Annotated in this window: 20 protein-coding genes; 14 read left to right on the forward strand and 6 right to left on the reverse strand. The window is 68.9% G+C overall.

Annotation, left to right across the window (positions count from 1 at the left end):
- Positions 1-3: 3 nt before the first annotated feature.
- Together meaB and AAF430_02720 are read right to left on the reverse strand one after the other, a co-directional pair.
- Positions 4-978: a methylmalonyl Co-A mutase-associated GTPase MeaB gene (gene meaB / locus AAF430_02715; GenBank protein MEM7409131.1), complete on the reverse strand. Its 975-nt coding sequence runs from the start codon at positions 976-978 to the stop codon at positions 4-6.
- Positions 968-2,956, reverse strand: coding sequence for a protein meaA (locus AAF430_02720; GenBank protein ID MEM7409132.1), 1,989 nt, complete (start codon positions 2,954-2,956; stop codon positions 968-970). Before AAF430_02720 ends, meaB begins: the two co-directional genes overlap by 11 nt.
- A 265-nt stretch (positions 2,957-3,221) precedes the next feature.
- Between AAF430_02720 and nadA the strand changes: the two genes are divergently transcribed.
- The 9 genes from nadA (at position 3,222) to AAF430_02765 (ending at position 10,137) form a co-directional block, all read left to right on the forward strand.
- Positions 3,222-4,181, forward strand: a complete 960-nt coding sequence (gene nadA, locus AAF430_02725) for a quinolinate synthase NadA (protein MEM7409133.1) — start codon at positions 3,222-3,224, stop codon at positions 4,179-4,181.
- A 139-nt stretch (positions 4,182-4,320) separates the two neighbouring features.
- On the forward strand, positions 4,321-4,932 hold the full coding sequence (locus AAF430_02730; protein ID MEM7409134.1) for a deiodinase-like protein: 612 nt from the start codon (positions 4,321-4,323) through the stop codon (positions 4,930-4,932).
- Positions 4,933-5,026: 94 nt separating this feature from the next.
- Positions 5,027-5,830 carry a helix-turn-helix transcriptional regulator gene (locus AAF430_02735; GenBank protein ID MEM7409135.1) on the forward strand — a complete coding sequence of 268 codons (804 nt, stop codon included), beginning with the start codon at positions 5,027-5,029 and terminating at the stop codon, positions 5,828-5,830.
- A gap of 80 nt (positions 5,831-5,910) precedes the next feature.
- Entirely contained in the window at positions 5,911-6,321 is a 411-nt protein-coding gene (locus AAF430_02740; protein ID MEM7409136.1) for a hypothetical protein, read from the forward strand.
- 133 nt (positions 6,322-6,454) lie between these two features.
- Positions 6,455-7,684, forward strand: coding sequence for a cytochrome P450 (locus tag AAF430_02745; GenBank protein MEM7409137.1), 1,230 nt, complete (start codon positions 6,455-6,457; stop codon positions 7,682-7,684).
- Complete coding sequence (locus tag AAF430_02750; GenBank protein ID MEM7409138.1) at positions 7,684-8,277, forward strand: helix-turn-helix domain-containing protein; 594 nt, start codon at positions 7,684-7,686, stop codon at positions 8,275-8,277. The genes AAF430_02745 and AAF430_02750 overlap by 1 nt, the downstream gene beginning before the upstream one ends.
- The gene (locus tag AAF430_02755; GenBank protein ID MEM7409139.1) at positions 8,277-8,783 is read left to right on the forward strand and encodes an SRPBCC family protein; all 507 of its coding nucleotides are present in this window, start codon (positions 8,277-8,279) and stop codon (positions 8,781-8,783) included. Before AAF430_02750 ends, AAF430_02755 begins: the two co-directional genes overlap by 1 nt.
- Positions 8,784-8,842: 59 nt before the next feature.
- Positions 8,843-9,859, forward strand: a complete 1,017-nt coding sequence (locus AAF430_02760; protein ID MEM7409140.1) for a DUF72 domain-containing protein — start codon at positions 8,843-8,845, stop codon at positions 9,857-9,859.
- Positions 9,856-10,137, forward strand: a complete 282-nt coding sequence (locus AAF430_02765) for a SelT/SelW/SelH family protein (protein MEM7409141.1) — start codon at positions 9,856-9,858, stop codon at positions 10,135-10,137. The genes AAF430_02760 and AAF430_02765 overlap by 4 nt, the downstream gene beginning before the upstream one ends.
- 6 nt (positions 10,138-10,143) lie before the next feature.
- On the opposite strand, the gene AAF430_02770 is transcribed toward AAF430_02765, so the two are convergent.
- The 4 genes from AAF430_02770 to AAF430_02785 form a co-directional block, all read right to left on the reverse strand.
- On the reverse strand, positions 10,144-12,108 hold the full coding sequence (locus AAF430_02770) for a DUF3604 domain-containing protein (protein ID MEM7409142.1): 1,965 nt from the start codon (positions 12,106-12,108) through the stop codon (positions 10,144-10,146).
- A 70-nt stretch (positions 12,109-12,178) separates the two neighbouring features.
- Positions 12,179-13,249, reverse strand: a complete 1,071-nt coding sequence (locus tag AAF430_02775; protein MEM7409143.1) for a CoA ester lyase — start codon at positions 13,247-13,249, stop codon at positions 12,179-12,181.
- Positions 13,250-13,429: 180 nt separating this feature from the next.
- Positions 13,430-14,539 carry a MaoC family dehydratase gene (locus AAF430_02780; protein MEM7409144.1) on the reverse strand — a complete coding sequence of 370 codons (1,110 nt, stop codon included), beginning with the start codon at positions 14,537-14,539 and terminating at the stop codon, positions 13,430-13,432.
- Between the two features lie 30 nt (positions 14,540-14,569).
- Positions 14,570-15,331, reverse strand: a complete 762-nt coding sequence (locus AAF430_02785; GenBank protein ID MEM7409145.1) for a hypothetical protein — start codon at positions 15,329-15,331, stop codon at positions 14,570-14,572.
- A gap of 86 nt (positions 15,332-15,417) precedes the next feature.
- Here AAF430_02785 and AAF430_02790 point away from each other — a divergent pair, with 86 nt between their 5' ends.
- The 5 genes from AAF430_02790 (at position 15,418) to AAF430_02810 (ending at position 20,653) form a co-directional block, all read left to right on the forward strand.
- Positions 15,418-16,578, forward strand: a complete 1,161-nt coding sequence (locus AAF430_02790) for a zinc-binding alcohol dehydrogenase family protein (protein MEM7409146.1) — start codon at positions 15,418-15,420, stop codon at positions 16,576-16,578.
- 112 nt (positions 16,579-16,690) lie between these two features.
- Positions 16,691-17,827 (forward strand): Re/Si-specific NAD(P)(+) transhydrogenase subunit alpha, encoded by a 1,137-nt coding sequence (locus tag AAF430_02795; GenBank protein MEM7409147.1) that lies wholly within the window; start codon positions 16,691-16,693, stop codon positions 17,825-17,827.
- Entirely contained in the window at positions 17,828-18,118 is a 291-nt protein-coding gene (locus AAF430_02800; protein ID MEM7409148.1) for an NAD(P) transhydrogenase subunit alpha, read from the forward strand.
- A gap of 4 nt (positions 18,119-18,122) precedes the next feature.
- Positions 18,123-19,520 (forward strand): NAD(P)(+) transhydrogenase (Re/Si-specific) subunit beta, encoded by a 1,398-nt coding sequence (locus tag AAF430_02805; GenBank protein MEM7409149.1) that lies wholly within the window; start codon positions 18,123-18,125, stop codon positions 19,518-19,520.
- A 218-nt stretch (positions 19,521-19,738) separates the two neighbouring features.
- On the forward strand, positions 19,739-20,653 hold the full coding sequence (locus AAF430_02810) for a TraB/GumN family protein (protein ID MEM7409150.1): 915 nt from the start codon (positions 19,739-19,741) through the stop codon (positions 20,651-20,653).
- Position 20,654: the final 1 nt, after the last annotated feature.

The raw sequence follows: 20,654 nt of genomic DNA on the forward strand, positions 1-20,654 counted from the left end.
ACCTCACGCGCCGCCGAGTCGTTCCTCGAGCGTGCGTGTGAGTCGCGCCAAGGCGGCGAAGGCGCTCTCGTCCGTCGACTGGTTCAGCTGGTCTTCGACCCCGGCGACGCCGCCGACGCGCTCGAGGCCGAAGCTGCCGAAGCGACGCCGCAGACTCTCGACCACGAACCGCCGGCGTCCACTCTCGCGGCGCGCCGCGAGCTGTCCGGCGGCCAGGGCGTGTTCCCTGTGGGTGTCGAGCAGGTCGAGCAGGGCATCGATGCCCGTCCCGTCGCGGGCGGACACCAGTTCGACGGGCGGCGCCCAGTCCTTGGGGTCGCGCTCGGTGAGCCGCAGACCGCCTTCGAGCTCGCGCGCCGTGCGCTCGGCGAGCGGTCCGACGTCGGCCTTGTTCACGGCGAAGAGGTCCGGCAACTCGAGGATGCCGGCCTTCATGAACTGGAGGGTGTCACCGCCGCCCGGGTTGGCCACGAAGAGCAGGGAGTCGGCGAGTGCCGCGATCTCGCCTTCGGATTGACCCACGCCGACGGTCTCGACGAAGACGTGGTCGAAGCTGGCGGCGAGGATCGAGACCGCGGCCCAGGTGCTCTCGGCGAGACCGCCGAGCCGGTCGCGCGCGGCCATCGAACGGATGAACACGCCCGGGTCCCCCGCCCCCGAGCGCATGCGGATCCGGTCGCCGAGGAGCGCGCCGCCGGTGCGCTGGCTCGAGGGGTCGACGGCGACGACGGCGACGGTCGCGTCGCGTCGGCGCAAGCCGCGCACCAGCGCGTCGAGCAGCGTGGACTTCCCAGCGCCGGGCGCACCGGTCACGCCCACCCGCGCCGCTCCCGGGAACGGTGCGTCCTGGTCGAGGGCGTCGAGCAGGGCGAGCGCTTCGGCGCGCTTCGCGGGACGCCGATCGTCGGCGAGGTTCAGCGCCTCCGCGACGGCGCCGCGGTCCCCTGCGCGCAGGCGTTGGACGAGCTCAGGCGGCAGCGCGGGAGTCCGCCACGACGTCGACGATCTCGTCCATGATTCGCGTCAGGTCGAAATCCTTCGGGGTGTATACGCGCGCGACGCCGGCGGCTCGTAGCTTCTGTGCGTCGTCGTCCGGGATGATGCCGCCCACCACGACGGGCACGTCGCCGCAGCCGACCTTCCGTAGTTCCTCGAGGACGTCGATCACCAGCACGCCGTGGGAGCCCGACAGGATCGAGAGGCCGATCACGTGGACGCCTTCGTCGCGGGCCGACGCGGCGATCTCTTCGGGTGTCAGCCGGATGCCCTCGTAGACGACCTCCATGCCGACGTCGCGTGCCTTCACGGCGATCTGCTCGGCGCCATTGCTGTGGCCGTCGAGGCCGGGCTTGCCCACCAGGAGCTTGAGCGGGCGTCCGAGCTGGGCTTCGATGGCCTGGACCCGTTCGCGCACGGCGGCGGTGCCGTCGCTCGCTTCGGCGGCGCGCCCCTCGACCACGCCGGTCGGCGCCCGGTACTCGCCGAAGCGCTGCCGCAGCGTGTCGGACCACTCGCCGGTGGTGACGCCGGCCTGGGCGGCTCGGATCGAGACGGGCATGACGTTGCGTCCGGATGCCAGGGCGTCGTCGAGCTCGCGGAGCGCGGCCTGCACTTCGGCGTCGTTGCGCTTCGCGCGAAAGGCGCGCAGCGCCTCGATCTGATCGCGCTCGGCCGAATCGTCGACCACCAGGATGCTCTGCTCGTCCTCGTCGGTGAGCGGGGAGGGCTCGGCCTCGGTGTAGGCGTTCACGCCGACCACGGTCTGCTCGCCGTTCTCGATCGCGCGCAGGCGTCTCGTGTTCGATGCGACGAGCTGCTGCTTCATGTAGGCGCTCTCGACCGCGGCGACGGCCCCGCCCATCTTGAGCACGCGTTCGAGCTCTTCCTTCGCGCTCGCCTTGAGCTCTTCGACCTTCGCCTCGACCACGTGGGACCCGTCGAAGAGGTCCGGGTACTCGAGCAGGTCGGTCTCGTAGGCGAGGATCTGCTGGATCCGCAGGGACCACTGCTGGTCCCAGGGGCGCGGCAGACCGAGGGCCTCGTTCCACGCGGGCAGCTGCAGGGCCCGGCAGCGGGCCTTCTTCGAGAAGGTGACCCCCAGCGCTTCGAGCACGATGCGGATGACGTTGTTCTCGGGCTGGGCTTCGGTGAGGCCCAGGCTGTTCACCTGAACCCCGTAGCGGAAGCGGCGCAGCTTCGGATTCTCGACGCCGTAGCGCTCACCCGTGATCTCGTCCCAGATCTCGGCCATCGCCCGGCACTTGCAGATCTCTTCCACGAAGCGGATGCCCGCGTTCAGGAAGAAGGAGATGCGGCCGACGACGTTGGGAATGACCTCGGGCGAGACGTCGCCACTGTCGCGGACGCCGTCGAGCACGGCGATCGCGTTCGCCATGGCGTAAGCGATCTCCTGGGTGGGTGTCGCTCCGGCTTCCTGCAAGTGGTAGGAGCAGATGTTGATCGGATTCCACTTCGGAATCTTGTCGACCGTGTAGGAGACCATGTCGGCGATCAAGCGCATGGACGGCTCGGGCGGGAACACGTACGTGCCGCGCGAGAGGTACTCCTTGATGATGTCGTTCTGGGTGGTGCCCTGGAGCGCCGCCGCATCGACTCCGTTGCGCTCCGCGTTCGCGACGTAGAGCGAGAGCAGCCAGGCCGCGGTCGCATTGATCGTCATCGACGTGTTCATGCGATCGAGCGGGATCTGATCGAAGAGCGTCGCCATGTCGTCGATGTGGGAGATCGGCACGCCCACCTTGCCGACTTCGCCGCGCGCCAACGCGTGATCCGAATCGAAACCGGTCTGGGTCGGCAGGTCGAATGCGACCGAGAGACCCGTTTGTCCCTTGGAGAGATTGCTGCGATAGAGGGCGTTGCTCGCCTTCGCCGAAGAGTGACCGGAGTAGGTCCGGAACACCCAGGGGCGGTCGCGTTCGGGAGTGGGGGCGCTCATGGGGCGTGGACTCGCGTTTCGGGCGCGGCCAGAATGGCGCGCAAGTACGCGAGAAGATTAACGAAAGTGCCTCGTTTGGCGCCAGCTTACCCGCGTCTGCGGTTCGCCCCGGAACCCCCCGAGATTCCTCGGGTTCGGGTGAATTCCCGAAGACCCACGTACGTCTACGAAGCCCGCCCGGCCCCGAGCCCCGCTCGTTCGGTCCGGCTCGCGCGCGACGCGGCATGCTGCCTGTCGCCCCACCCCGGGCGGGCTAACTTTCGACATGGCCCAACTCACTCCCCCCGCACAGGATTTCCCCGAAGACCTGGAAGCCGGGATCCTGGCGCTCAAAGAAGAGCGCAACGCCGTGATCCTGGCCCACTACTACCAGGAATCCGAGGTCCAGGATCTCGCCGACTTCGTCGGTGACTCCCTGGCGTTGGCCCAGGCCGCTACGAAGGTCGACCGAGACGTCATCGCCTTCTGCGGCGTCCACTTCATGGCCGAGACCGCGAAGATCCTGAACCCGGATCGGATCGTGGTCGTGCCCGATCTCGAAGCCGGTTGTTCGCTCGCCGATGGCTGCCCGCCCGACGCCTTCCAGGCGTTCAAGGACGAGCACCCCGAGGCGAAGGTGCTCACCTACATCAACTGCAGCGCCGAGGTGAAGGCGATGAGCGACCTCATCTGCACCTCGTCCAACGCGGTAAAGATGGCCGCGCACTTCGATGATGAGCCGCTGATCTTCGCGCCCGATCGGCACCTGGCGCGCTGGGTGGCCGGCCAGTCGGGGCGCGACGACATGATCGTCTGGCAGGGCGCGTGCATCGTGCACGAGCAGTTCAGCGCGAAGGGGCTGGCGAAGCTGCGCGTGAAACACCCGGACGCGGAGGTGCTGGCCCACCCCGAATGCGATCAGGCGGTGCTCGACCAGGCCGACTTCATCGCGTCGACGACGGGCATCATCGATCGCGCAGTCAACGGAGATGCGGACACGCTGATCATCGCCACCGAAGACGGCGTCTTCCACCAGATCCAGCAGCGCGCGCCAGAGAAGCAGCTGATTCAGGCACCGGGCATGGACGAGAGCTGCGCCTGCAACCAGTGCCCCTTCATGCGCCTCAACACGCTCCAGAAGCTCTACCTCTGCCTGCGTGATCTGGAGCCGCGGGTCGAGGTGCCCGAGGAGATCCGGGTCCGGGCGCTGCAGCCGATCGAGAAGATGTTGGAGCTGTCGGCGTAGCCTCTTGATTGCGTTCACTAGACGACCGGCTGCGCCGGCCGTCCTTGGTGTCGGCGCAGCGATTCTTCGAATCGCACCGCGCCGACGACACCCTCCGGTCTCGCGGCGTCGCGCCGGGTGGCGGGTTCTGGTGGTGTGCTTGTGCCTGGGCGCGAACGCGTGTCTGCCCACGCAACCCACGCGGCATCTGCTGCACTTCGCGGAGGAAGCTCCGGCCGAGGGCAGCTTCGCGCCCGATGTGGCGGTCCGGGACCTCGACGGAGCAGAGCGTCGGCTCTCGGAGTGGATCGGGGAGCGTCCGGTCGTACTCCAGCTCGGAAGCTACTCCTGCCCGCTGTTTCGACAGCGACGGCACTGGATGAACCGCATGGCCGAGGGCTGGAGCGACCGGGTCCAGTTCCTCGTGGTCTACACCCAGGAGGCGCACCCGATCGATGCGGCGAGCCCGTGGACGCCCGAGGTCTGGGACCCCTGGGTGAATGGATGGTCCGGTGTCCGCATGACGAAGGCCGTTTCCTGGCAGGAGCGCCGGGACGCCGCCGAGCGGGCGCAATCCGAGCTCGACCTCGCGATGCCCGTACTGCTGGATCGCATGACCGATGACGCCTGGCGCCAGTACGGACGCGCTCCCTCGCCCGCCTTCGTGATCGATCGCAACGGGCGCATCACCCTGCGTCAGGTCTGGGTGAACCCGGGACCGATTCACGACGAGCTTCGCCGGTTGGTCGCGGAACCGAGCGAGGCGCCGTGACTGTCGGGTCGCGGCCGCTGCGTCCCACACGCGCACCGGGTCCCTTACCCGCCAGGTAATCGCGGGGCTTCCCTCGATCCCGCATGCTGTCGGCATGGCGGGTCGACGCACGACGGAATCCGGGTTCGGGGCGCTGCTGCGCGACGCCCGGAAGGCGCGCGGCGTCTCCCAGCTGACCCTCGCACTCGACGCCGACGTGTCGGCGCGCCACCTGAGCTTCCTCGAGACCGGGCGCGCCGAGCCCAGTCGCGAGATGGTGCTGCGCCTGGCGGAAGCCCTCGACCTCCCGTTGCGCGAACGCAACCTCTGGCTGACCGGGGCGGGCTTCGCTTCGATCTACACGGAGACCTCCCTCGACGCGCCGGAGATGGCCACGCTACGCCGCGTGCTCTTCGGCATGATCGATCGCTACGACCCCTACCCGGCACTGCTGATCGATCGGGGCTGGAACGTCGTGCACGCGAACGCTGCGCTCGGGCGCACCTTTGCCCGCTTCGTCGGGACCGACCCGGTCTGGACCGCCCAGCCCCTGAACCTCGTGCATCTCACCTTGCATCCGGGTGGGCTGCGTCCCTGGCTCGTCAACTGGGACGACGTCGCGGCCTATACGCTGCTGCGGCTCTCGAGAGAAGCGGCGCTGGCCTCGGAGTCCGACGAACTCGCCGCGCTCCTCGAAGCGGCGCGGGGGTATCCGGACCTGCCGCCGGCGCGACCGACGGTGCCCGAAGGGCCCGTCCTCCCGCTCCACTTGAAGCGTGACGACCTCGAGCTGCGTCTGTTCAGCACGGTTACGACCGTCGGCAGCCCGGGAGACATCACCCTCGAAGATCTCCGCATCGAAGCCTTCGTCCCGGCCGACGACGCGAGTGAAGCCGCGCTCCACGCGCTGGCGGAGTAGCCACCCCGCGTTCGTCTGCACCGAACCGGCTCCACCCGGGCATCACCCGGATCGCGCCCGACACCATAAGGAGACACTCCATGTCCGATCAACGTCTGCTCAAGGGAGCCCTGCTGGCGAACGCCGCCTTCTCGACCTGCTCCGGGGCCGCGAGCCTGCTCTTCGCCGATGCGCTCGGAGAGTTCCTCGGCGGCATCCCCGGTTCCGAACTCATGGGCCTGGGTGTGGGGCTGCTCGGCTTCGCCGGGTTCGTGTTCTGGCTCTCCCGGCGAGATGTCGTGCCGGCGGCGCTCGGCTGGGGAGTCGTCGCGGGCGACGTCGCCTGGGTGTTGGCCACGGTGCCGATCGTGGCGTCGGACGCGCTCTCGCGCGGGGGCGATTGGCTCGCGCTCGGCATCGCCGACGTCGTGCTGCTCTTCGCGATCCTCCAGGGCGTGGGTCTCTGGCGCAGCCGGTCGCTGACGGGCTCGGCGGCGGAGGCCACGTCCTAGGTCGGGGAGGGCGTCGCGGGGCCGAGAGGCCTCGCTGACGCCCGGCGTCCTTCATCGACGATCGAATCAATTCGTTGACGACTGTCAGTGAAACTGGCAAGGTCTCGTTCCGCACCCGCTGGAGCGACCCGCCGTGCCCAACCCCGACCTTGCCGACTTCTCCCCCCACGCCGCGTCCTTCTACGAGGGAGGCGAGGCCGACGCCGTCTTCCGACGCCTCCGCGCCGAAGACCCGCTCCATTGGAGCGAACGCTTCGGCTACTGGGCGGTTACGAAGCACGCCGACATCCAGTCGATGTCCCAGCGACCCCGCCTGTTCTCGTCGGAACAGGGCTCGCAGCTCGCGGAGCTGGTGCGCATCGCGGAAGGGCGCCCACGTCCCGACGCCTCGCGTGCGGACCAGCTGGCTCGCGCCACGCTCCTGCGGATGGATCCGCCGCGCCACAACCAGCTCCGGAAGGCCGTGATCGGGGCGTTCACGCCGCGCCAGGTAGCCGCGCTGGAACCGCGCATCCGGGAGATCGCCCGGCACACCCTGGACACCGTGGGGGAGGGCGACCGCATCGATCTCGTCGAGCGCGTCGCGGTGCCGCTCCCGATGATCGTGATCGCCGAGCTGCTGGGCGTGCCGCCCGAGCACGGCCCGCGGTTTCGCCGTTGGTCCGACGCGATGATCGCGGCGGGCGCCGGAGAGTTCGGCGACGAGACCCGCGCCGCGTCGACCGAGTTGATCCAGTACGTGCTGGCGATCGCCGAGGAGCGGCGCAGGCGGCCCCGCGGCGACCTGATCTCGCGACTGGTTGCCGCGGAAGTCGACGGGCAACCGCTCTCCGATCTCGAGATCGGGATGTTCGGGCTCACGCTGCTCGTCGCCGGGAACGAGACCACCCGCAACCTGATCGCCGGTGGATCGCTCGCGCTGCTGCACCACCCTGAACAGCACGAGCGCCTGCTCGCGACGCCGGGCTTGCTGCCGAACGCGATCGAGGAGATGCTCCGCTTCGTGACACCGATTCGCCACGTCACTCGCCGCGCGACCGCCGACGTCGAGGTGCGCGGTCGCACCGTCCGCGCCGGCGATGCCCTCGTGTTCTTCTACGGCTCAGCGAACCGCGACGAGGAGGTCTTCGGTCCGGACGCGGAGCGCTTCGACATCACCCGGTCCGACGCGCGCCGGCATCTGTCCTTCGGCTTCGGCGAGCACGTCTGTCTGGGGGCGGCGCTGGCGCGGCTCGAGGCGCGCGTGCTCTTCGAGGAGCTCTTCGCCCGCTGGCCCCGCTTCGAGCTGGCGGAGACACCGCAGCCGCTGGGATCGCCGCTCGTGAACGGCCTGGCTTCCTTGCCGGTGCGCCGGGCCGCGTAGTGGCGTCTCCCTTCGAGCGTCCGGGACCGCGCGAGCAGCAGCGTTTGCGCACGCGCGCCCAGCTCTTCGAAGCGGCGCTGGCCGAGTTCGCGAAGGTGGGTTTCGAGCGGGCCAGCATCGCCGAAATCGCGCGGGCGGTGGGGGTCTCGCGCCCGAGCTTCTACTTCCACTTCCCGACGAAGGACCACGTCCTGCTCGAGCTCCAGTGGCACAAGGAGAACGAGATCGTCGAGCAGCTGCGCCCGGCGGCCGATCTGCGCGCGCTGCTCGAGGCCCTGCCCGACGCCGTCTGCGATGCCTACGACAGCATCGAGGGGCCCGGCGTCGCGCGCGACGTCGCCTTCGTCTACGCCCGGCGCCCTGCGAAGCTGCCGTTGGCCGAACAGCCGTTTCCGCTGGTGCGCCTGTTGGAGGAGCGCTTCGCGGCGGGCGCGGCGCGGGGCGAGCTGCGTGCCGGGATCGAACCCGAACGCGCGCCCTTGATGTGCCTGACCAGCGTCTTCGGCTATCTCATCGCGAATCGACCGGAAGCCGAGCGTCGTGCCGACCTGCGCACGATCGCGGGGCTGTTCCTGCCGGAGGGAGTCGATTGATGCGTGAAGTCACCGCGCGGGCGCGCATCGCGCTGCCGCAAGCGACGTGCTGGGAGAAGCTGTGCGACTTCACGCGCGCCCTCGAGTACGTGCCCGGCCTCACTTCCCTGGAGGTCACGACGGAGCAGCGCGAGGGCGTCGGGGCGAGTCGCGTGGTCGTTCACGAGACGACCGGGGCGATGAACGAGACCGTCACCGAGTGGACCGAGGGGCAGGGCTTCTGGATGCGCCTGCATCGTGGCGAGAAGGGCCCGATGCCTCCGCTGCGCGAGGCCCAGTTCCGGTACTGGCTCGAAGCCCAGGGCGCGGACGCCTGCGACATCGTCCTGACCCTGCGGTACGCCCTCGGCCTCGGGCCGCTGGGCGCGCTTCTGGATGCGCTCTTCCTGCGACGCACGCTGGCGAAGAACCTCCTCGATACGGCGCTGGCCCTGGCCGAGCACTACGAGACCGGCGCGCGCGTCACGCCGGAGAAGCTGGCGGCCCGCCGCGCCCGCGCGGCCTGATCCGGGAGCTCGCCGTCCCGGCGCAAGCAACCGATGCCCACCGCTAGAGTGGGTCCATTATGGCGTCCTCGCGCGAAGCCCAGCTCTCGTTCTTTCCCGAGCACGAGCGCTGGCGTCGGGTGGGACCGGCGACCGTCGACGACGCGACGCGACAGCTGGCCGAGCGTCTGCCGGGCGGCGTGTATCTGGGCACCTCGTCCTGGTCCTTCCCGGGCTGGAGCGGAATCGTCTACGACCGCGAGGCCACGACGAACCTGCTCGCGCGGCATGGCCTGGCCGCCTACGCCCAGCATCCACTGCTGCGGGCGGTCGGAATCGATCGCAGCTACTACGCCCCCCTCGCGGAGGAGGCGTATCGCGCGTACGCCGAGGTGGTGCCCGAGGGCTTTCGCTTTCTCGCGAAGGGCCAGGACGTGTGCACGCTCGAACGCTTTCCGTCGCACCCGCGGTTCGGCGCGCGCGCGGGCGAGCCGAACCCCCACTACCTCGACCCCGCCTACGCGAGCGACCAGGTCGTGGCGCCTTTCGCCGCTGGGCTGGGACGGCGCGCCGGTGTGCTCGTCTTCCAGTTCACGCCCCAGCGCACGAGCGAGGCCGAGCCGATCGGTGCGCTGGCAGTGCGCCTGCACCGTTTCCTCGAGGCCCTGCCGAAGGGCGTGCTCTACGCGGTCGAGATCCGCCACGAGCCGTGGCTCTCCGACGCGTATGCGGAGGCCCTCGACGCGGCGGGTGCTGCTCCTTGTCTGACCGTCCACCCCAGCATGCCCGGACTCGCCGAACAGGCCGCGCGCTTTCCGCGGGCGCCGGCGCTGGTGGCGCGCTGGAACCTGGGAGGGCGGCGTCGCTACGAGCAGGCGAAGGAGCGCTACGCGCCCTTCGATCGCATCGTCGATCCCGACGTGTCCTCGCGCGGAGCGCTGGCGGGGTTGGTGGCGTCGGCGACCGCGTCGGGGCGCCCGAGTTTCATCACCATCAACAACAAGGCCGAGGGGTCGGCGCCCCTGTCGGTCCGGCAGCTGGCTGCCGCCATCGGGGAGGCTGCGACCCCTCCGGCGGCTGGCGAGGAGGCGCCGTGACCGCGCGACCCGTCGTCGAGATCGAGTACTGCACCCGCTGTCGTTGGCTGCTCCGCGCCGCGTGGATGGCCCAGGAACTCCTGCAGACCTTCGAGAGCGATCTCGGTGGGGTGCGTCTGACGCCAAACGAAGAGGGCGGGGTCTTCGACGTGCGCCTCGACGGTGACGCGCTCTTCTCCCGCGCGTCGGAAAGCCGCTTCCCCGAGAGCAAGGAACTCAAACGCCTCGTGCGCGACCGGGTCGCTCCCGGCCGCGACCTCGGTCACGTCGATCGCTGACGCGGACTAGCGCCCCGGCGAGTACCAGATCGGCGAGGTCCAGGCGCGCTCCTGGATCACCGGGCGATGGTCCTCGGCGCAGCAGCCCTCGAAGCCGCGCGTGATCGTGCTCGAGTCGCTGCACACGACACCGGCGCTCACGCACAGCTGCTGGCTCCAGCGACAGGTCGGATTCTCGAGCACGCGCGCGTAGTAGAAGGCACGCTCGTTCGGATCGAAGTCCGGATCTTCCCAGACGCTGCAGAGGCTCGCTTCACCCGCGCCCGAGGGACGGCAGGTCGCCGTGTCGACGGAGGCGCCGTTGTCGCCGCCGGCCACGTCGTAGACCTTCTCGCGGGACGCGCCGCCCTCGACCCAGCCCTTCACGATCTGGATGCGCTGCAGCGGCATGCCCGGGTGGGCATCGGTGCCCGGATCCTGCAGGGCCGACACCGCGAAGCGGGGCGCCCCCGCGTCGGCGGGGCGCTTCGGGAGATCGCCGCCCATCGGGACGCCACCGTCGTAGCCCGCCTCCGCGAAACCGTCGCTTCCGCAGAGGCCGCCTTCGTAGCCCCAGCCGCCGAAGAATCGGACGACCGGACGCGTACCACTGGTGCCGTAGGCCTCCTTGCGGGTGAGTGCGGCGAACACCGAGTCGCGGCTGTTCTCCTCGGCCCAGACCACGGCCAGGCCGCCCGGGTTGAACTCGAGGTTGTCGGGCAGACCGATGGGCAGGCCGAAGACCGCGTTGTTGCCCGCACCCCCATGGCCCTTCGAGTCGTACTCCATGGCCAGACCGGGGGCCGCGAGGTGGGTGTCGGTGCTCGCGATGATTCCGTACTTCAGCGAGTTGACGCCGATCGTCGCTTCCTGGAGCAGGCCCTTCTTGAGGGCTTCGCGCACCATCGCCGAGCGCTTCGGCTTCGGCGTCACGTTCGAGGTGATGCCGAGCTGTGCCAGGCGGGAGACGCCCGCAAAGGAGTCGTAGTCGAGTTTCTCGAAGGCGCACGCTTCGTCGACCGTGTCGCCGCCGAGCAGGCACTCGGAGTCGCCCTTGTGCTGCATGATCTCGACGAGGGGCTCGTAGCGCTGCCGGCGTCGGGCCTCTTCCTTGGTCACGCGCAGACCGCCGTCCTTCTCGGTGCGGAGCTTGCCACTCGCGAACATCAGGCCGTCGCCGCTGATGTTCGAGTTGTGCGGGATGGTGAGGACGTCGCAGCCCTTCTTCCCCTTCACGCACTGGCGCTCGAGTCCGACCCAGAGGTCGTAGGCCGAAGGGGTGTCGACCCAGGACATGGCGAAGTCGGGGACCACGTGGTTCCGGAAGATCACGTTGCGGTGGAGATTTTCGCCGTTGCCGACCGAGGCGGTCCATTCGTAGCCCGCGAACGCCGTGAAGCTGCACTCGGCGGTGCGGTCATAGGCTTCTTCGGCGGCGTCCTGGATGTCCTGCCACGCAGCGCGGTGGTTCACCGCGCACGCGCCGTCGCGCTTGTCGCCGCAGAAGTTGAAGCGCTCGCGGCCCAGCAGAGTGCGCGCCGCGCTCACCATCGCCATCGGGCCGAGGTTGCGCATGTACCAGCAGGCGTCCGAGTCGTAGCCGGGCGAACCCTCGACGTAGCAGGCCCGCACCTCGCCCAGCATCTCGCTGTGGTCCGAGACGGCGGTCCAGTCGAGGGGCCGATCGATCTGGATCGAGCGCATCGCCTTGCCGGTCGCGGGGTCGTAGGGCTGGATGCCGATCTCTTCACCCTTCGCGAAGCGGTAGGCGTCGCGCGGAGTGTTGAGCGTGCTCTGGGAGCGCGCGTCGAAGGAGAAGGCGGTGTGGACGTGGGTGTCTCCGAAGAGCGGCTGACGCAGCGCTTCGTGACTCGCGCAGTCTTCCCGCTTTTCGGTGCGCTCGAAGGCGTGCTCCGCGGCGAACGCCGAGACCGGTAGCCACAGGCACACGAGGAGCGCGGTCCCGCGCCCGAGTCGTTGGGTGAAGGACATCGTCTCCCCTCCTGCGCCTTCGCGGTGTGGGCGAAGACCGTCGATGCTGGAACCTCGGGCGGCGGTCGGGCTAGTCCGCGACGTCCGCCTCGCTGAACTCGTAGGACGAGCGCAGCTCGGGGTCATTCTTCGCGAGAAGTTTCGCGAGCGCCACCATAACGTGACACTGCTTCACCGTGGCATCGTCCTGCATCTTGCCGTCGATCATCACGGCACCCGTACCATCTCCCATCTCCTTGAGGACGTGCTTCGCCCACAGCACCTCCTCGACCGGCGGGCTGAACACCTTCTTGGCGATGTCGATCTGCACCGGGTGCAGGCTCCAGGCGCCGACGCAACCCATCAGGAAGGCGTTCCGGAACTGGTCTTCGCAGGCCACCGTGTCCTTGATGTCGCCAAAGGGGCCGTAGTAAGGGAGGATCCCGTTGGCGTTACAGGCGTCGACCATGCGCGCCATCGTGTAGTGCCAGAGGTCCTGCTGCGCCGTGGTGCGCGGCGCTTCGATGTCCTCGCCTTCCGGGTCGGTGCGCACCAGGTAGCCGGGGTGACCGCCACCCACGCGCGTCGTCTTCATGCGACGCGACGCGGCCAGGTCGGCCGGTCCGAGCGACAGGCCCTGCATGCGCGGGCTCGCCGCGCAGATCTCCTCGACGTTCGCGACGCCGAGCGCCGTCTCGAGGATGGCGTGGATGAGCAGCGGCTTCTGGATGCCGGCGCGCGCCTCGAGCTGGGCAAGCAGGCGGTCGACGTAGTGGATGTCCCAGGCGCCTTCGACCTTCGGGATCATGATCACGTCGAGTTCGTTTCCGATCTCGGTGACGAGCGTGAAGATGTCGTCGAGGAACCAGGGGCTCTCGAGACAGTTCACGCGGGTCCAGAGCTGGCAATCGCCGAAGTCGGTCTCGCGCCCGATCTTCACGAGCCCCTCGCGCGCCGCGATCTTGTTGTCGGCCTTGATCGCGTCCTCGAGGTTGCCCAGCAGGACGTCGCACTTCTTCGCTATGTCCGGGACCTTCGTCGCCATCTTCGGGTTCGAAGGGTCGAAGAAGTGGATCATCCGGGAAGGCGTGAAGGGGATCTCGCGCGGCGGGGCCGGCGCGCCGATCGCCATCGGCTGGAAGAAATCCTTGGCACTTCGCATGGTCGCCTCCTCTGCGCCTCCGACGCGGTGGACGGAGACGCGGGTCGTCGCTTGTCAGGGGCCGTCCCGGGGCGCCGGCCAGGAGGGGGCGGCGCGGGGAGCGGGGGGTCTTCGCTGGGCGGACGCTAGCGCAACCCATCCGCCCGGGAGGCGCCGGGAACTCGTCTGGGCACCGCCACGCTAGGCGTAGTGGCTGCGTCGCTTGACCGCGATCTCGCGGTCGAGCTCGAAGATCGGGACCTTCTTCCAGCCGGCCGGGGCGTCGTCGCTCGCGGGCGCGTCGGCGTCCTGGACGAACTTGTGGCCCAGCAGCCGGGCTTCGAGGATGCCCAGATCCGGGCGACCCTCGAGATCGCGTTTACCGCGGATCTCGGTCGCAGCGAAGACCGTGTCGCCGGCGAAGAGCGGCGCCGTGTGGCGGCCCGTCGGGTAGGAGATGTCGCCGAGGGAGTTGTCGCCGACGTCGGGCGAGGACAGCCCGAGGCAGAGCGTGAACGGGATGCCGCCGAAGATGATCAGCTGCCCGCCGACGTACTGGGACGGGTTCTGGTCGATCATGAACTGGTTGCAGTGCACCTGGCTCGTGTTGTCGAGCACCGCGGTCAGGTGGATGTGCTCGCTCGTCATGGTGCGACCGCGTGAGTGCTCGATCCGCGTGCCGACCTCGAAGTCCTCGAAGTAGCTGTCCGGGCTCGAGAGGTGCGCCATCGACTTGTAGTCGACGCTCGGGTCATGGGCCGGGAGCCAGAGGTCGCAGGCGACCGGATCCGGGTCCACCTCTCCCGGGTGAAGCTCGGCGTCGTCGTCGCGCTTGTAGACCTGGACCTTGCGCTGCCAGGACATCACCACGGCCTCGTCGCTCGCGCCGATGTTCTTCCGCGCCGTCGACTGCACGTGAACGATGCCCAGGTTGGGGCGGCTCGACGACGGACGCACGTTCAGCACCTTCGTCTCGACTTCGATCGTGTCTCCGACGTAGACCGGCGCGCCGAAGCGCATGTCGATGTACTCGAGGTTCGCGCGTGCGTTCTCCGAGATGTCCTCGACGGTCTGGCTGAACGCGATCAGCATCGTGAGGCCGGGCGGGGACGTCAGGCCCTCGAAGCCGTACGCGCGGGCGTAGCGCGCGTTCTTCGTCAGCGGGTTCGACGTCATCGCGAACTCGGTGAACGTCGTGAAGAGCCCCTCGGTCAGGGTCTTCCCGCCCTTGTGGCGGAAGATCTGACCGGGTCGGAAGTCTTCGAGGAAATTGCCGGTGCGCTTCTGGATCGTGCGGGTGACTTCGGTCAAGGGAGGGTTCCTATCGATGGGGGCGGCAGCCTAGCCCGCGAAGCCGTCCCCTTCCAAGCCGTCGTGCGGCGCGGCCCCGTCGGAGTCGCGGGCGGGGCAGGCCGCGCCGAGTCCGCACCGATCGACGCGGCCGCGCAAGCAGGCGCGCTGGCCGAGAGCCTCGAACCAGAACTCGACCTCGTCGGGGGAGAGATCGGGCGCCCGCTCCGCACACGCCGCGAGAAAAGCCGCCGGGCCGTCCGCCGGTTCGGCTCCCTCGGAGATCCAACCCAGATGCTGGGCAGCAGCCCAGGCCGCGGGGGCGAGCGGGGTCTCGGCGGCGGCCGGCCACACGCCCCGGAGTGGCCGCAGGAACCGGAGCACGGTCGTCGCGCCGAAGCCGGGCGCGAGCCGGGCGAGCCCGCCTCCGAGTTCCTCCAGGCCGTCGGCGGCTCCCGCCAGGCGCTCGAAGTCGCCCTCGTAGTCGACCACCAGGGCGTGGGCCGCCCGGCAAAGGCTCCCCGCGACGGGCTCGGGTCGGCGCAGCCCGACCTCGGCGAGACAGGCGGCCAGGGCGCTGGGCCCGGCGGCGACGAGCGCCGCGGGACTGCAGCCCCAGTCGGTCTCGAGCCGGCGCAGGGCGGCTTCTCGTTTCGCCTCGGCATCACGCTCGGACGCCAGCCGGCACCAGCACCACCAGCGCGAGCGGTCTTCCGGGCGCGCGAGGTCCAGCCCGAGGCGCGATTGCGGCGATGCGCCCAGGCGCCCGGAGAGCGTCTCGAGCCAGCCCGAATCGCGCAGGCCGTCGGTCATGCCTTGGGGATTCCTCGGGAAATTGCGTGCGCGAGTTGGCGCGTGCTACACCGAGGGGCCGTTCTAGCACAGGACCCAACCCCCCCATGCCCCGAGCCTATTCGATCACCTCCGAGGCGATCGCCGCCGAACACGAGCGCGTTGGCGGTGACCACGACCAAATCGACATCGCACGCGTCGTCCAGCTCGACGACCTCAAGCTCCGCGACGTGGGGCCCGAGGACGTCAAGCTCCGGATCCTCGCGGTTTCTGCCGAACACAACATCAACCACGCCGCGACCGCCGACACGATGAACATCGCCGAGGCGCGGGGCGGGAAGATCTACCCGGGCAACAGCGCGCTGGGCGAAGTGACCGAGGTGGGTGCGAACGTCACCGGGTTCGAGCCCGGCGACATCGTCATCACCCACTGCAACGGCGATCCCGACCCGTACGGCTACCCGCTGCGCATCTGGGCCTACGACATGCCCGATTCGATCGGCTGGTACGGCGAAGAGGCGGTCGTGGGGGCCTGGCAGATCATCCCGGCGCCGCTCGACTGCGGCCTGAACCTCTGGGAAATCGCCGCCTTGCCGCTGCGCGCGCCGACCGCCTACCACATGTGGCGTCGCGCCCTCGGGATCTACCGCGTGAAGGTGGGCCGCGACCAGCGCGCGAAGTTGAACGTCCTCGGCTTCGGCGGTGGCGTCTCCGAACTCTTCCTGATGCTGGCGAAGCACGAGGGCCACCGCGCCTTCTTCTGCTCGGGCAGCCCGGCGCGACGGAAGCAGCTCGAGGCTCAGGGCATCGAGCCGATCGATCAGAAGGAGTTCAACCGCTTCACGGGCAAGGACGACGTCAAGGCGTTCAACAAGCACGTGAAGGGGCTGACGAACGGCGAGGGCTGCCAGATCGTCTGCGACATGCTGCGCGGTCCCGTCTACCCGGCCGGCCTCGCGATCCTCAGCCGGATGGGAGTGAACATCTCCTCCGGATGGCAGCTCTCGACGGCCGTCGACTACAACTCGGCGAACGTTTCGGTCCGCCAGATCACCATCGACCACTTGCACTACGAGACGGTGCCGGGCTGCGCCGCGGCCACCGAGCTCTACGGCAGCGTGTTCAAGCCCACGATCCACGAAGAGATCTACAAGTTCGAGGATCTGCCGCGCGCATTCGTCGAGATGCACGAGAACATTCAGACGGGCATTCCGATCGTGCAGGTCGCGAGCGACCTGCCGGCGTCGGTCAAGGGGCTGGTGCCCTGACACACCGGCGTGAAGGGCTACCGCGCGCGTCGCACCCCCACACGTCTCGCACGCACTGAACGCCACCCAAGCACGGGCTCTCTCCGTGCAGAGAGTCGGGAAGGATTCCCAGGTGATCATTGGAGTTCCTGCGGAGACTGCCCCGGGAGAGCGCCGCGTCGCGCTCGCACCGGACGCGGTACGCACCCTCACGCGCGATGAGATCGAAGTCGTCGTGCAATCCGGCGCCGGTGAGTCCGCTGGCTTCGACGACGCCAGCTACGAGCAGGCAGGCGCCCGGCTGGTCTCGAGTGCCGCCGACGCCCTCGCCGTCGACCTCGTAGTGAAGGTCCAGGCACCGAGCCAGGAAGAAGTGGCCCAGCTCCGCGAGGGAGCGTCGTACATCGGCTTCCTGCGTCCGCTCGACGCCCCCGAGGTCGCGCGCGCCTTGGCTGGCCGCAAGACCACCGCGTTCTCGATGGAGCTGATGCCACGGATCACGCGTGCTCAGTCGATGGATGCGCTGTCGTCCCAGGCGACGATCGCGGGCTACCGCGCCGTCCTGCTCGCCTCGACGTCGTTGCCGAAGATCTTCCCGATGCTCGTCACCGCGGCGGGCACGATCCAGCCGGCGCGCGTCTTCGTGATCGGCGCGGGCGTGGCGGGCTTGCAGGCGATCGCGACCGCGCGACGCCTCGGTGCGGTGGTCGAGGCCTACGACACCCGCCCCGTCGTCGCCGAACAGGTGGAGAGTCTCGGCGCGCGCTTCATCGAGCTCGACCTCGATACGGGCGACGCCGAGGACGCTGGCGGCTATGCGCGGGCCCAGACCGAGGAGTTCTACGAGAAGCAGCGCTCGGAGCTCGGCAAGAAGCTCGCGAACAGCGACGTCGTGATCACGACGGCGCTCGTCCCCGGCCAGGCCGCGCCGCTCCTGATCGACGAGGCCGCCGTGCAGGGCATGAAGGCCGGGTCGGTGATCGTGGACCTGGCCGCGGAGAACGGCGGCAACTGCGCCTGCACCGATCCGTCGGGCGCGACCGTGGCCCACGGGGTCCAGATCCTGCCGGGGTCGAACCTGCCCAGTGAGATTCCGGCGAACGCCAGCCAGATGTACGCGAAGAATCTGGTGACCTTCATCAAGCACCTGGCTCCCGAAGGTGAGCTCACCTTCGATCTCGAAGACGAGATCACCAGCGGCGCGATGCTCACCCACGAGGGGGAGGTCACCAACGACCGCGTGAAGACACTTCTCGAGGGAGGCGCCTAAGTGCTCGACAATCCCGCCGCCGCGCTCACGATCTTCGTGCTCGCGATCTTCGTGGGCTTCGAAGTGATCTCGAAGGTGCCGCCGCTGCTGCACACCCCGCTGATGTCCGGCTCGAACGCGATCTCCGGCATCACGATCGTCGGAGCCATCCTCGCCGCAGGGTCGGAGAACACGACGATCTCTACCTGGTTGGGCTTCATCGCCATCGTCTTCGCGACCATCAACGTGGTAGGCGGCTTCATGGTGACCGACCGCATGCTCGGCATGTTCAAGAAGAAGGATCGGGGATAGCCGCGTGAGCGATCAGATCGTCCAGTTCGCCTACCTGGCTTCGGCCATCCTCCTGATCCTCGGGATGCGGAACCTCGCGTCCCCGAAGACGGCGCCGCGCGGCAATTGGATCGCCGCGACGGGTCTTCTGATCGCCGTCGTCGCGACGCTGCTGATGAACGAGGTGGTCAGCTTCGGCCTGATCATCGCCGGCATCGTCGTGGGTGGCGCGATCGGAGCCGTGCTCGCGACGCGCATCCAGATGACCGCCATGCCCCAGATGGTGGCGCTGTTGAACGGCTTCGGAGGCGGCGCTTCGGCGCTGGTGGCCTCCGCCGAGCTCCTCGAGTACTCGCGCCTGGGGGTCGCGCCCGAGGGCATCGTGCCCATCGCCATCGTGATCGGTGTGTTGATTGGCGCGGTCACCTTCACCGGCAGCCTCGTCGCGTTCGGGAAGCTCCAGGAGCTGATCACCGGCGCGGCGGTGGTGTACCCGGGCCAGCAGATCGTGAACGGCGCGCTGGCGCTCCTCACCCTCGGGCTCTCCGTGGCGGTCGTGGTCGATCCGCTCGCGCTCGGACCCTACTGGGGCGTCGTCGGCCTCGGTCTCCTGCTCGGTGTCCTGTTGGTGATCCCGATCGGCGGCGCCGACATGCCCGTCGTCATCTCGCTCCTGAACTCCTACTCGGGTCTCGCTGCGAGTGCGACGGGCTTCGTGCTCGGAAACGCCGGGCTCGTGATCAGCGGAACCCTGGTCGGCGCGTCGGGAATCATCCTCACCAAGATCATGTGCGATGCGATGAATCGCTCGCTCGGCAACGTGCTCTTCGGCGCTTTCGGCGCGGTCGACGAGACGGCCGCGAGCAGCGGCGCCGGCCCGGATACGCGCACGGCGAAGGGCTACACGCCCGAGGACGCTGCGGTCATCTTCTCGAACGCGCGCTCCTGCATCGTCGTGCCCGGCTACGGCATGGCGGTGGCCCAGGCCCAGCACGCAGTTCGCGAGCTCTCGGACATCCTGGCCGAGCACGACATCACCGTGAAGTTCGCGATCCATCCCGTTGCGGGTCGGATGCCGGGCCACATGAACGTGCTCCTGGCCGAGGCCGACGTCCCGTACGAGAACCTCATCGAGATGGACGAGATCAACCCCGAGTTCCCCGAGACCGACGTGGCGCTGGTGATCGGCGCCAACGACGTGGTGAACCCGGACGCGCGCACCGAGAAGAGCAGTCCGATCTTCGGGATGCCGATCCTCGACGTCGACCGTGCCCAGCACGTCTTCGTGATCAAGCGCAGCATGAACCCGGGCTTCGCCGGGGTGCAGAACCCGCTGTTCTTCAACGACAACACGATGATGATCTTCGGGGACGCGAAGGGGACGGTGCTCAAGCTCGTAGAGTCGATCCGCGATCTCGCCTGATCCTGGGAGGTCGTCTGGGCCGTCCCACGACGCCAGCTGATATCATCGCCGCGGCTTCCGGGCGTGGTTCGTTCCGACGCGGAACGCTGGCCGCGAGGTGAAATCGCTGGAGCCGTCCGAGATCGCTGAAGGCTGTCCGGGAATCGCAAAAAGTCAGGACGAGAGAAGGGATGCGTCGGTCTCGATCCCAATCCAGGGCGGGTCACGGGCTTCGAGCGATGGCCGCTCTGGTGGCGTTCGTGGGTCTGGGCTGCGGGCCCGGCGCGACGGTCACCACGTCGCGCGCCGCGCAAGCGGAGTCGCCTGACTTCGCGACCCCCACGCTGTGGCGCGCTTTGCGCCCGGACGGCGGCGAGGCCTTCTACCTGTTGGGGTCGGTGCACCTCGGTCGCACCTCGATGCTGCCACTGCCGGCGAGCGTCGACCGGGCCTACGCCCGCTCCGACGAACTGGTCCTCGAAGTGGACTTCGACGAACTCGAGAGCGAGAGCGCCATGCGGCTGGCGCGCCGCTACGGCTTCGTCAAAGCGCCCGAGACCCTGAGCGATCGCGTCTCCGAGGACACCCTCGACGCGCTCGAGGACTATCTCGAAGACCGGGGCGACGCGCTCGCGACCTATCTGCAGTTCGAGCCCTGGTTCCTCGCCACCCATCTCACCAAGCGCGAGGCCCTGCGGCTGGGCCTCGACCCCGAGTTCGGCATCGATCAGCTGTTCGCAACTCGAGCCGCGCGCAAGAAGCCGATCGCGGCGCTGGAGACCGCCGAGTCCCAGTTCGCGTTGCTTGCCGGCCTGCCGCGGGACGTGCAGGAGCGCATGCTGCTCGATGCCCTGCGTCGCAGCGACGAGCTCGCGAGCGAGACCGAGAGCCTGATTCGGGCCTGGGAGCGCGGCGACGATGCCGAGCTCGCCCAGATCGCGTTCCGCTCGCTCCACCGCACTCCCGAGCTCGACATCTTCTACGAGCAGATCGTCTTCGGGCGCAACGAGAGCATGGCGAAGCGCCTGGCCGTGCTCGCCCAGGACGGGAAGCTCCGCTTCGTCGTGGTGGGCGCGGCTCACCTGATCGGCAAGCGGGGCATCCCTGCGCTGCTGCGCGACTACGGCTTTCGCCTGCAGAAAACGAGGGAATGAC

The sequence above is a fragment of the Myxococcota bacterium genome, from assembly GCA_039030075.1.
Taxonomy (GTDB): Bacteria; Myxococcota_A; UBA9160; order UBA9160; family SMWR01; genus JAHEJV01.

Coding starts and splice junctions, on each gene's coding strand:
- AAF430_02755 (MEM7409139.1), top strand. CDS start 8,277: ATGCGTGAAGTCACCGCGCGGGCGCGCATCGCGCTGCCGCAAGCGACG.
- AAF430_02790 (MEM7409146.1), top strand. CDS start 15,418: ATGCCCCGAGCCTATTCGATCACCTCCGAGGCGATCGCCGCCGAACAC.
- nadA (MEM7409133.1), top strand. CDS start 3,222: ATGGCCCAACTCACTCCCCCCGCACAGGATTTCCCCGAAGACCTGGAA.
- AAF430_02770 (MEM7409142.1), bottom strand. CDS start 12,108: ATGTCCTTCACCCAACGACTCGGGCGCGGGACCGCGCTCCTCGTGTGC.
- AAF430_02740 (MEM7409136.1), top strand. CDS start 5,911: ATGTCCGATCAACGTCTGCTCAAGGGAGCCCTGCTGGCGAACGCCGCC.
- AAF430_02720 (MEM7409132.1), bottom strand. CDS start 2,956: ATGAGCGCCCCCACTCCCGAACGCGACCGCCCCTGGGTGTTCCGGACC.
- AAF430_02775 (MEM7409143.1), bottom strand. CDS start 13,249: ATGCGAAGTGCCAAGGATTTCTTCCAGCCGATGGCGATCGGCGCGCCG.
- AAF430_02735 (MEM7409135.1), top strand. CDS start 5,027: ATGGCGGGTCGACGCACGACGGAATCCGGGTTCGGGGCGCTGCTGCGC.
- AAF430_02810 (MEM7409150.1), top strand. CDS start 19,739: ATGGCCGCTCTGGTGGCGTTCGTGGGTCTGGGCTGCGGGCCCGGCGCG.
- AAF430_02785 (MEM7409145.1), bottom strand. CDS start 15,331: ATGACCGACGGCCTGCGCGATTCGGGCTGGCTCGAGACGCTCTCCGGG.
- AAF430_02760 (MEM7409140.1), top strand. CDS start 8,843: ATGGCGTCCTCGCGCGAAGCCCAGCTCTCGTTCTTTCCCGAGCACGAG.